Genomic DNA, 10,949 nt, shown 5'->3' with positions numbered 1-10,949 from the left:
CGGCATCCGGCGGCGCGTACGTCAAACTCAAATGTCGTGCTTGCGGATGTTCTTCAGCATCTTCTGCAGGATCGCGATCAGCGCGGCGTATTCGGCGCCGTCGACGCCGTCGAACATGGCCTCGAAGGCATCGTGCATGGCCGGCCACGCGCGGGTGAACAGGGCCCGCCCGTCGTCGGTCAGGAACACGTGGCGGAAACGGCTGTCGGAGACACCCTGTTCACGCCGCACCAGGCCCTGCCCCTCAAGCGTGTCGAGCGTCCGGCTCAAGGTCGACTGCTCGATCACCGTGTAGACCGAGAGGTCATTGACGGTGACGCCGTCGGTCACCGACAGCACGGCCAGCGTGCGGACCTGCGGAATGGTCAGGCCCTGCTTGCGGAAATCCTCGCGCAGCGTGGCGTTGTAGCGGCCCATGATGCGGTTCATCAGGTAGGGCGCGAATTGCTGCAGGCCGATCTCGCCCAGGGTCGAGATGCGCTGGCGCTTCTGCTGGACCTTCTCCTCCATCACAGCCTCCCCGCCAGCAGGTAGCCGGAGCCGCCGCCAAGCCCGGCGCCCGGATGGGTCGAGGCGCCGATGTGGTAGAGGTTCTTGATGCCGGTCGCATGGTTGCGGCTTGCCTTGAACGGCCGCCACAGGAAGGCCTGGTCGATGGTCGACGAGCCGCCATAGGGATCGCCGCCGACCAGGTTGATGTTCATCGCTTCGAGGTCGGCCGGCGAATAGGCACGACGCGCGATCACACTGCCGCTGAAGCCGTCGATGTGGTTGGCGAGGATCGCTTCGACGCGGTCGGCATAGGCCTCGCGCAGCTCGGCGGTCCATTGCCCGTCCGCCGGAGCCGCGAGCTTGCCGGCGGCATCGCCCTTGATGTGGCGCGGCGACTCGGGCAGCTGCAGCCAGAGGATCGCCTTGCCCGCCGGGCAACGCGACGGATCGAGCGCGTGCGGCTGGCCGACGCAGATGGTCGGCACTTCCGGCAGCAGGCCGCGCAGCGCTTCGTTGCAGGCTTTGGAGACGCCGTCGAGGCCGGGCGTCAGATGCAGCAACGCCACCTTGTCCAGCCCCTCGCCGGGCCAGGCCGGCGGCTTGCTCAAGGCATAGTGGATCTGGAAGTTGCCCTTGCCGTAGCGATATTCGCGCGTCGCATCGACAGCCGCTTCCGGCGCATCCCTGCCGAGCAGGCGGCCATAAAGCTGGGTCGGCGTGACCGAGCAGATGACGCTCTTTTTTGCGTGCACCGTTTCGCCAGAGGCCAGCCGCACACCGGTGGCGCGGCCGCCTTCGAGGATGATGGAGGCGACGTCCGCGTCGGTGGAGATCACGCCGCCGCGCTCCTTGATCAGCGCCTCGAAGGCGGCGAGCAGGTTCTTCGCGCCGCCCTTGACGATCGGCGCGCCGGCAGCCTCCAGCGCAAACGCAATGACCTTGGCGATCTGACCGGAAAAGGCGTCTTCCGGCCCGAGGCCGGCATGCAGCACCCAGGGCGCCCAGAGCGCACGGATCGTCTCGGATGTGTAGGCCGTCTCCAGCCAGCCGCGCGCCGGCGCCAGCGCCTCGCCGAGGAAGGCGGCAAGGTTGCGCGGCCCGCGCCGCCAGGCTTCGCCGGTGAGCAGCTTGGTCGTCGGATAGGACCACAAGACGCCGCCGAGCAGGCCGAACAGCAGGCCGGCATTGCGTTCGACGCCACCGACATCGTTGCCGTGGCGGTCGCCGTCGCCCGAGGCGACCTTGTTGAGCGCCGCGATGTTGGCGGCGCGGTCGGTGCTGAGCACGGCATGGCTGCCGTCGGGCCTCAGCACGCCGGTCGGGGTCGCGGTGTGGCAGAATTCCAACCCATGCCGCGCCAGGTCCTTGCCAAGGGCTGCAAAGGCCGGCGAGGTGATGAACAGCACGAAGGTCGTCGCCATCACGTCATGGACGAAGCCGGGCGCGGTGATCTCCTCGGTGCGCATGCAGCCGCCGATGCGGTCGTTGCGCTCCAGCATGAGCACCTTCGCCCCCTTGCCGCCCAGCATCGCCGCGCATACGAGGGCGTTGATGCCGCTGCCGACGATGATGTGGTCGGGGGCGTTCATTGGATGCTCCCGGGTGCTGGCAGTTGAAGGTCAATCGCGCAAAGCCGCGTTCCTGCGCGCCCCCCTCTGCCCTGCCGGGCATCTCCCCCACAAGGGGGGAGATCAGCTTGCATCACGGCTTTCGCGAATTGTCCTCGTTGCAGGGTTGAGCGGGGCGCCGAAACTGCCAATCTCCCCCCAAGTGGGGGAGATGCCCGGCAGGACAGAGGGGGGCGCCGCAGAGCGCTGACGCTCCAAGACGGCCGTCTCGACTTCATCATCACGACATTGCCTGCGAGCATGATCTTCTCCCGAAGACCGCCACCTCGCCCTATTTGCCCGGCACCAGCGCCAGGGCGCGGATCGGGCTGCCGGTGCCATGCTCGATCTTGAGCGGCGCGGCGATCAGGATCGCGCCTTTCGGCGGCAGCTGGTCGAGGTTGCAGAGGCTGGCCAGACCATAGCGGTTGGCCTTGTGCATCAGCGTGTGCGCCGGGAACGGCGGCTCCATGCCGCCGGCCTTGCCGGCATCGGTGCCGATGGTCTCCGAGCCCCAGCCCTTGATGTCCTTGCCGATCAGGAACTGGATGGCTTCCGCCGTCGGGCCCGGCGTGTGCGGGCCGGTTTCGTTGGCGTTGAGGAAAGCGGCTTCCGAGCCGTTGCGCTTGTACCAGTCGGTGCGCATCACCACCCACTCGCCGGCATTGATGGCGCCATGCTTGGCTTCCCAGGCCTTGATGTGGTCGACGGTGAGCAGGAAATCGTGGTCGGCGGCCGATTCCGTCGAGCAGTCGATGACATTGACCGGGCCGACGAAATTCTGCGCCGGAATGGTGTCGGTGGCGCCGTCCGGATAGTCCTTGCCGGTGATCCAGTGCTGCGGCGCATCGAAATGCGTGCCCGAATGCTCGCCGAGCTTCAGCCAGTTCCAGGCCCACCACGGCCCGTTCTTGTCATATTTGGAGATGGCGTGGATCTCGACCTTCGGCGTGTCGACGGCGAGCTCCGGCGGCAGCTTGATCAGCGGCGTGTTCGGCCCGAGCGGCGCCGACAGGTCGACCACGCGGATGGCGCCCGAAAGCAGCTGGCCGGCGACCTCGCCGAGGAGTTTTTGCGTGTCCATGGTCTCAGTTCCCTCTTTGTCGATGAAGATCGAGGCTCGTTGCGGCCCTTAATATCCTACTAGACGAAAACATATGCATCTGCAATTATCTTTAAGCATAAAGCATTTTGGGGCGAGGCGTGAGCGAGTTCGACGCCATCTTTGTCGGGGCGGGCCACAACAGTCTGGCATGCGCCGCGCATCTGGCGCGCAAAGGCTGGAAAACAGCCGTTTTTGAACGCAGTGCGGCAATCGGCGGCGCGGTGCAAACCCGCGAATTCACCTTACCCGGCTTCCGCCACGATTTCGGCGCGATGAATCTGAGCCTGTTCGCCGGCTCAGCCTTCCACCGGAAATATGCAAATGAATTGAAAAACCAGGGGCTGGAATTCGCTCCGGTGGCGGACTGTTTCGCCAGCGCCTTCCCGGACGGCAAATGGTTCGGCGTCAGCAACGACCTGGAGAAGACCGCCGCGCGGCTGGCCGCCTTCTCCGCAGCGGACGCCGATACTTGGCGGCGTCTTGTCGCCGCCTTTCCGGGCGAAGCCGAGCATCTGTTCCGGCTGCTGGGCTCGCCGATGAGCACCCGTGCGCTGGCCGGCACGGCCTGGAAGCTCTGGCGCAAGAAGGGCGTTGCCGGCGCGCTCGACACCGGCCGACTGCTGCTCTCCTCGCCCCGCGCGTGGCTCGAAGAAAACTTCGAGACGCCGCATGTGCGCGCGACGCTCGCCGCCTGGGGCATGCATCTCGACTTCGCGCCGGACATCGCCGGCGGCGCCGTGTTCCCCTATCTGGAATCGATGGCCAACCAGAGTTTCGGCATGGTGCTGGGCAAGGGCGGCGCCGACACCATGATCCGCGCGCTTGCCGGCATGGTGACGGCGGCTGCCGGCAAGATCGCAACCGGCGCCGAGGTCGCCGAGATCACGGTCGCCGGCGGCCGGGCGACCGGCGTGCGGCTCGCGTCCGGGGATTTCCATGTCGCCAGCAAGGCGGTCATCGCTGGCGTCGCGCCGAAGGCGCTGCCGGGCAAGCTTCTGCCCGACGGTTCGGGCGATGCCGGCTTCGACGCGACGATGAAGAAATTCCGTTACGCGCCAGGCACGATGATGATCCACCTGGCGCTGGACGACCTGCCCGACTGGAGCGCCGGGGCCGAGCTGCGTCAGTTCGCCTATGTGCATCTGTCGCCGTCGCTCGACGCCATGTCGCGCACCTACCAGCAGGCGACAGCGGGCATTTTGCCGGCCCCGCCGGTGCTGGTCATCGGCCAGCCGACGGCCGTCGATCCCTCCCGCGCGCCCGCAGGCAAGCATGTGCTGTGGGTGCAGGTGCGCATGCTGCCGGCCGAAGTCCTCGGCGACGCGGCCGGCAGGATCGAGCCTGGTCCGTGGGACGCGATCAAGGACGCCTATGCCGAGCGCGTGCTCGAGATCATCGAGAGTTACGCGCCGGGCCTGGGCCAAAAAATCCTCGGCCGCGCCGTCTTCTCGCCGCTCGATCTCGAGCGCGAGAACCCGAACCTCGTCGGCGGCGACCAGATCTGCGGCAGCCATCATCTGGCGCAGAATTTTCTTTTCCGCCCGGCCCGTGGCTACGCCGGCTGGAACACGCCGGTCTCAAACTTCTACCTCACCGGCGCCGCGACATGGCCCGGCGCCGGCACCGGCGCCGCCTCGGGCTTCATGCTCGCTGAACAGCTAGGCGGGAGGTAGGTGCGACGATCTTTCCGGGATGCAGGGGGCAAGGCGCGGTTGCCCAAGGAGCCTGAACCCAACGACGATGACACTGCCGCGCGAAGAAATACAACCAAGGGGAACGACCATGACCATCAGCAGACGTGACTTGCTCGGATACGGCGCGGCGGCGATCGGCGCGACCGCTCTCGGCCTGCCAAAGGCAGCCAGGGCGGCTGGAGAGCTGACCATCGCCTACAACGTCAATTTGCCGTCCTGGGACCCGACGACCGGGCCCTCGGCGGTCAATCCGACCATCCAGGGTCTCTACCAGTCGGTGTTCGACCAGTTCATCCCGCAGAAGCCGGACCTGTCCTTCACGCCCGGCCTGCTCACCGAATGGGGCTGGAACGAGGACCGCACCAAGGTGGCGATGACGGTGCGCGAGGGCGTGAAGTGGCATGACGGCTCGCCGTTCACGCCTGAGGACGTGGTCTGGTCGCTGCAGCGGGCCGGCGACGAGAAGACCGGCAACCCGATCCAGTTCGTCTGGAAGAACGTCAACAATTTCAAGATCGACGGCAACAAGATCACCGGCGATGTGGTGCAGTTCGACCCGGTCTATTTCAAATGGATGTCATTCCTGACCGGCTACATCATGCCGAAGGCCTATTACGAGAAGGTCGGCGCCGAGGGCTTCGAGAAGGCGCCGATCGGCACCGGCCCCTACATGGTCGACAAGTTCGAGCGCAACGCCTTCCTGCGGCTGAAGGCCAATCCGAACTACTGGGGCAGCAAGCCGGCCTTCGAGAACGTGACGATCAAGTTCGTCACCGACGCGGCGAGCCGCGTCGCCGAGATCGAATCCGGCTCCTCGCAGGTGACGCTTGAAATCCCCTATGAGGAGTATGACCGGCTGATCGCCAAAGACGGGCTCGCCGGCTCAATCAAGAACGTCTCCGACATCGGCATGATCTTCTTCAACGACATCGAGGCGATGCTGGACAAAAATGTCCGCCAGGCAGCCGTCATGGCGGTGGACAAGGAGCTTCTGGTCAAGCGGCTGCTGCGCGGCTACGGCCAGCCGATCGCCACGCTGGAGACGCCGGAATACGCGGCCTTCGATGCCTCGATCAAGGTCGAGCACAATCCGGAAAAGGCCAAGCAACTGCTCGCCGCTTCCGGCTATTCGCCGGAAAAGCCGGTCAAGTTCACGATCCAGACGACCAAGGGCTTCAAGCCCAAGGACTATGAGATGATCCAGGCCATCGTCGGCATGTGGCGCAAGGTCGGCATCGAGGCGACGATCGAGGTCTATGAAATCGCCAAGCACTATGAGCTGCGCGCCGCCGACAAGCTGGCGCCGGCGGCCTTCTACAATTGGGGCAACGCCATCGGTGATCCGACGACGTCGACCGGCTTTGCCATGTACGGCCCGAGCCCGCATTCGGTGTGGGACAGTCAGGACCTGATCGACATGATCAACCCGCTATGGGGCGAGAAGGACGAGGCAAAGCGCATCGCCGGCTGGAAGGCGGTCGACAAATACGTCGCCGAACAGGCCTATGTACTGCCGCTGATGCAGTATGCGCAGCCGATCGTGCACGCCAAGGGCGTCAATGTGGTGCAGCATGTGTCGGGTGCCTTGCTGCCGGCGCTGATGACCCCGGCCTGATCATCGGCCTTGGATTGCCGCGCGCCGTCGCGAAGACGGCGCGCATTTTTTCATCCGGGCATACAGGCCGATGCTACTGCAAAGATTCCTCGTTCGCCTGCTGACGATGCTGGTCACGCTGTTCGGCGTCGCCGTCGTCGTCTTCGTCGTCATCCGGCTCGCGCCCGGCGACCCGATCGCGATGATGCTGCCGCCCGGCGCCAGCGACGAGGACATCGCGCGGCTGCGGGCGCTCTACGGGCTCGACAAGACCATCGTGCAGCAGTTCTTCATCTGGCTCGGCGGCGTCCTGCGCGGCGATTTCGGCACCTCGATATCGCTGCGGCAGGATGTGCTGGGGCTGGTCTTAGACCGGCTGCCGGCGACGCTGGAGCTTGCGACCGTGGCGCTTCTGATGGCGGTGGCCATCGGCGGCACGGCGGCGATCCTCGGGGCGCGCGAGCGCGGCACGGCATTCGAGGCCGGCATCGACATCGCCAGCGGCACCGCGCTCTCCATCCCCGATTTCCTGTGGGGGCTGGTGCTGATCCTGCTGTTCGGCGTGCTTGTCCCGGTGTTCGACATTTCCGGCCGGGTGTCGCCGCAACTCGACCTGCCCTTCGTCACCCAGTTCTATCTCATCGAGAGCTTGCTTCGACTCCGCTTCGATCTCACCTGGGACCTGCTCAAGCACATGCTGATGCCGGCCGTGGCGCTGGCGCTGCCGCTGGCCGCGATCATCGCGCAATTGCTGAAACAGTCGCTGAAGGAGGTGCTCGACCTCGACTATGTCGTGCTGGCGCGCGTGAAGGGCTTTTCGGAGACGCAGGTCATCCTGCGCGAAGCGCTGAAAAACGCTGCGCTGCCGACGCTGACGCTGGTCGGCGTGCAGTTCACCTTCCTCATCGGCGGCACGGTCATCGTCGAGCGGCTGTTCTCCTACGAGGGCCTCGGCAACATGGCGATCGACGCCGTCATCAACCGCGACCTGCCGCTGATCCAGGGCATCGTGCTGGTCTTTGCGCTGCTCTTCGTGCTGATCAACCTCGCCGTCGACATGATGTACGCGCTGCTTAATCCGAGGCTGCGCCATGGATGAGGCACGCATCTCCCGAAGCGGTTTGAGCCCGAAGCTTTGGCTGGCCGGCGGCTGGCTTTTACTGGCGTTGCTGGCGGCCATCTTCGCGCCGCTGATTGCGCCGCAGGACCCGCTGGCGCAGGACCTGATGCTGGAGCGGCTGCCGCCCTTCTGGCTGGATGGCGCCGAACCCGGCTATTGGCTGGGCACCGACAGCCTTGGCCGCGATCTGCTCTCACGATTGATCTTCGGCGGCCGCATCGCCTTCATCGTCGCCTTCGCCGCCGCTTCGGCCGCCTGCCTGGTCGGCTCGGCACTGGGGCTGATCGCCGGCTATTTCGGCGGCTGGGCCGACCGCATCATCTCGCGCGTCGTCGACATCTGGATGGCCTTCCCGCCCGTGCTGTTCGCCATCCTTCTGGTGGCGGTGCTGGGCACCGGCCTCAGCTCCGTCATCATCGCCATCGCGGTCATCGACTGGACGCGCTTCTGCCGGGTGATCCGTGCCGAAGCTATGAGCCAGGCGCGCATGGACTACGTCGAAAGCGCGCGCATCGCCGGCTATGGCCGCATTGGCATCATGCTGCGCGAGGTGCTGCCCAATGTGCTGCCGTCGATCGTCGCGCTGCTGTCGCTGGAGATGGGCATCGCCGTCATCGTCGAGGCGATCCTGTCCTTCGTCAATTTGTCGATATCGACCGACGATCCGACCTGGGGCGGCATCATCGCCGAGGGCCGGCTGTCGATCCACCAGGCCTGGTGGGTGCTGGTGTTCCCGCTGGTCACGCTGATCCTGACCGTGCTGTCCTTCAGCCAGTTCGGCGAGGCGCTGAAGGCGCGTTTCGATCCGGTGCTGCGATGAGCGCGGCCGTGAAACCCTGCCTCGAAATCCGCTCGCTCAGCGCCGTGCTGCCCAACGGCCAGCGCGTGCTGCGCTCGGTGTCGCTGTCCGTCCAGCCGGGCGAAGTGCGCGCGCTGGTCGGCGAGAGCGGCGCCGGCAAGACGATGATCGGCAAGGCGGCGCTTGGCGTCCTGCCATCCAGCGTGCGCGTGATTGAAGGCGAGATGCGGCTGGAGGGGGAGGACCTTGGTGTCCTGCAGCTCAGGGCGCGCCGCAATTTGATCGGCGCCCGGACGGCGTTGATCCCGCAGGATCCACTCACCGCACTCAACCCGTCGCGCCGCATAGGCCCGCAGACGACCGACCGGCTGGTGCGCATCCTGGGCTGGAGCGGCGAGCGGGCCGATCAACGCATCCGCCAGTTGCTCGACGAGGTGCATATCCGCGACCCCGAGCGCGTGCTGAGAAGCTATCCGCACGAACTCTCCGGCGGCATGCGCCAGCGCGTGCTGATCGCCGCCGCCTTCGCCGCCGAGCCGAGGCTGATCGTCGCCGACGAGCCGACGACGGCGCTCGACGTGACGGTGCAGAAGCAGATCCTGCGGCTGATCGCGCAACTGCAGCGCGACCACGGCACGGCGATCCTGTTCGTCACCCACGATCTTGGCGTCGTCGCCAAAATCAGCCAGAAAGTCTCGGTGCTTTATGCCGGCAAGGTGGTCGAGGAAGCCGAGACCGCCGAGCTCTTCGCAGCACCCCGGCATCCGTACACGCGGGCGCTGATCGCGGCGACGCCGCGCTACACCGATCCCTTCGCATCACTGAAGCCGGTGGACGAAACCGTGCTTGCGGGACTTGCCGCCGAGATCGCGGATGCCGACAAAGCCTGGAGGCCGGGCCATGGCTGAGCCGCTGTTTTCGGTGCGCGGGCTGAAGGTGGCGCTGCCCGACATGACGCGCAAGCCACTGGTCGGCCGCGCGCCGCTGGCCGAGATCCTGAAAGGGCTCGATTTCGATCTGCCGAAGGGATCGGTGACCGGTATCGTCGGCGAGTCCGGTTCGGGCAAGTCGACGCTCGGCCGTGCACTGGTGCGGCTGCTGGAGCCCAGCGCCGGCTCGATCAGCTTCGAAGGCCGTGACATCAGCCACCTCTCGGAAGCCGGGCTTCGGCCGCTGCGCCGCGACCTGCAGATGATCTTCCAGGACCCGATGTCATCGCTCAACCCACGGCATACGATCTTCAACATCATCGCCGCGCCGCTGAGGCAGAACGGCCTCGGCGACAGGTTGAAGGAGCGCGTGGCGGAAGCCTTGCAGCGCGTCGGCCTGCCGCAAAGCTTTGCCAGCCGCTACCGCCATCAATTGTCAGGCGGCCAGCGCCAGCGCGTCGGCATTGCGCGAGCACTGGCACTGTCGCCGAAATTCGTGCTGGCCGACGAGATCGTCTCCGGCCTCGACGTGTCGACGCAGGCGCAGATCCTGACCCTGCTCGAAAGGCTCGCGGCCGAAATGGGGCTGACTGTGGCCTTCATCAGCCATGATTTGTCGGTGATAAGGCGGCTCTGCCAGCAGGTCATCGTCATGCGCGAAGGCAGGATCGTCGAGGCCAGCGCCACCGACGCGCTGTTCGAAAATCCGAAGGAGGCCTACACGCGCGACCTGCTCGCCGCCATTCCGCTCCCCGAGATCGACGCGGACTGGCTGCGGCTGCCTGCGAGGGCGCCGGCCTGAGGGAACTCAGCTATCGGCACCCGAATCTCGGAGGTGCGTAGCAACTCCGACCGCCAATCGAGGAATTATTCAATCATGAAACTTCAAGCTTGAAATAATTTCGCTCCCGCGCGATACTGTTGGTGGGACCGCCGTGGCACATGGCGGCCCGGAAGCGAAGAGGAGATCGCAGGCATGAAGGTTGCGGTTCTCGGCGGCGGACCGGCCGGGCTCTACTTTGCCATCTCGATGAAGCTGCGCGACGCCGCGCATGAGGTGACGGTGTTCGAGCGCAACCGCGCCGACGACACGTTCGGCTGGGGCGTGGTGCTGTCGGCCGAGACGCTCGATAACCTCAGCCGCAACGATCCGGTCAGCGCGGTCTGGATCAAGAAGCATTTCGCGTATTGGGACGATATCGCCGTCATCCATGACGGCGTGCGCACTGTCTCCTCCGGCCACGGCTTCTGCGGCATCGGCCGCAAGCGGCTCCTGATACTTTTGCAGCGGCGCGCACATGAGCTCGGCATCAAACTGGAGTTCGAAACCGAGATAGCCGATCCGAGGCCGTTCATGGAAACGCACGAACTGGTGGTCGCTGCGGACGGGTTGAACTCCAGGTCTCGCGCGGCCTTCGCCGAAATCTTCAAGCCCGATATCGACACCCGCAAATGCAAGTTCGTCTGGCTCGGCACCAACCAGAAGTTCGACGACGCCTTCACCTTCATCTTCGAGAAGACCGAACACGGCTGCGTGTGGGCGCATGCCTACCAGTTCGACAGCGAGACCGCGACCTTCATTGTCGAATGCAGCGAACAGACATGGGGG

The 10,949-nt window shown here is 65.7% G+C and carries 10 protein-coding genes; 7 read left to right on the top strand and 3 right to left on the bottom strand.

Annotation, left to right across the window (positions count from 1 at the left end):
- Window positions 1–27: 27 nt before the first annotated feature.
- The 3 genes from EN745_RS01665 to EN745_RS01650 all read right to left on the bottom strand — a co-directional run bounded on the left by EN745_RS01665 (window position 28) and on the right by EN745_RS01650 (window position 3,183).
- Window positions 28–510, bottom strand: a complete 483-nt coding sequence (locus EN745_RS01665) for a MarR family transcriptional regulator (RefSeq protein WP_127420361.1) — start codon at window positions 508–510, stop codon at window positions 28–30.
- Window positions 510–2,081 carry an NAD(P)/FAD-dependent oxidoreductase gene (locus tag EN745_RS01660; protein WP_127405264.1) on the bottom strand — a complete coding sequence of 524 codons (1,572 nt, stop codon included), beginning with the start codon at window positions 2,079–2,081 and terminating at the stop codon, window positions 510–512. The genes EN745_RS01665 and EN745_RS01660 overlap by 1 nt, the downstream gene beginning before the upstream one ends.
- 310 nt (window positions 2,082–2,391) lie before the next feature.
- Window positions 2,392–3,183, bottom strand: a complete 792-nt coding sequence (locus EN745_RS01650) for a cyclase family protein (protein ID WP_127405262.1) — start codon at window positions 3,181–3,183, stop codon at window positions 2,392–2,394.
- Between the two features lie 119 nt (window positions 3,184–3,302).
- On the opposite strand from EN745_RS01650, the gene EN745_RS01645 reads away from it, so the two are divergent.
- The 7 genes from EN745_RS01645 to EN745_RS01615 form a co-directional block, all read left to right on the top strand.
- On the top strand, window positions 3,303–4,877 hold the full coding sequence (locus EN745_RS01645) for an NAD(P)/FAD-dependent oxidoreductase (RefSeq protein ID WP_127420360.1): 1,575 nt from the start codon (window positions 3,303–3,305) through the stop codon (window positions 4,875–4,877).
- Between the two features lie 109 nt (window positions 4,878–4,986).
- On the top strand, window positions 4,987–6,513 hold the full coding sequence (locus EN745_RS01640; RefSeq protein ID WP_127420359.1) for an ABC transporter substrate-binding protein: 1,527 nt from the start codon (window positions 4,987–4,989) through the stop codon (window positions 6,511–6,513).
- A 70-nt stretch (window positions 6,514–6,583) separates the two neighbouring features.
- The gene (locus EN745_RS01635; protein ID WP_127406329.1) at window positions 6,584–7,591 is read left to right on the top strand and encodes an ABC transporter permease; all 1,008 of its coding nucleotides are present in this window, start codon (window positions 6,584–6,586) and stop codon (window positions 7,589–7,591) included.
- On the top strand, window positions 7,584–8,432 hold the full coding sequence (locus tag EN745_RS01630; protein WP_126056727.1) for an ABC transporter permease: 849 nt from the start codon (window positions 7,584–7,586) through the stop codon (window positions 8,430–8,432). Before EN745_RS01635 ends, EN745_RS01630 begins: the two co-directional genes overlap by 8 nt.
- Window positions 8,429–9,319 (top strand): ABC transporter ATP-binding protein, encoded by an 891-nt coding sequence (locus EN745_RS01625; RefSeq protein ID WP_127420358.1) that lies wholly within the window; start codon window positions 8,429–8,431, stop codon window positions 9,317–9,319. The genes EN745_RS01630 and EN745_RS01625 overlap by 4 nt, the downstream gene beginning before the upstream one ends.
- A complete protein-coding gene (locus tag EN745_RS01620; RefSeq protein ID WP_127420357.1) occupies window positions 9,312–10,142 on the top strand; it encodes an ATP-binding cassette domain-containing protein in 831 nt (276 codons plus the stop codon). Before EN745_RS01625 ends, EN745_RS01620 begins: the two co-directional genes overlap by 8 nt.
- 174 nt (window positions 10,143–10,316) lie before the next feature.
- Window positions 10,317–10,949: FAD-dependent oxidoreductase (locus EN745_RS01615; RefSeq protein ID WP_348630936.1), on the top strand; the 633-nt coding region annotated here is incomplete at its 3' end.

Origin of the sequence: Mesorhizobium sp. M4A.F.Ca.ET.022.05.2.1 (genome assembly GCF_003998845.1) — a bacterium.
In the GTDB taxonomy this organism is placed as follows: domain Bacteria; phylum Pseudomonadota; class Alphaproteobacteria; order Rhizobiales; family Rhizobiaceae; genus Mesorhizobium.
Note: the sequence above shows the minus strand (reverse complement) of the source record. Positions and strands in the feature narration are given on the sequence as shown.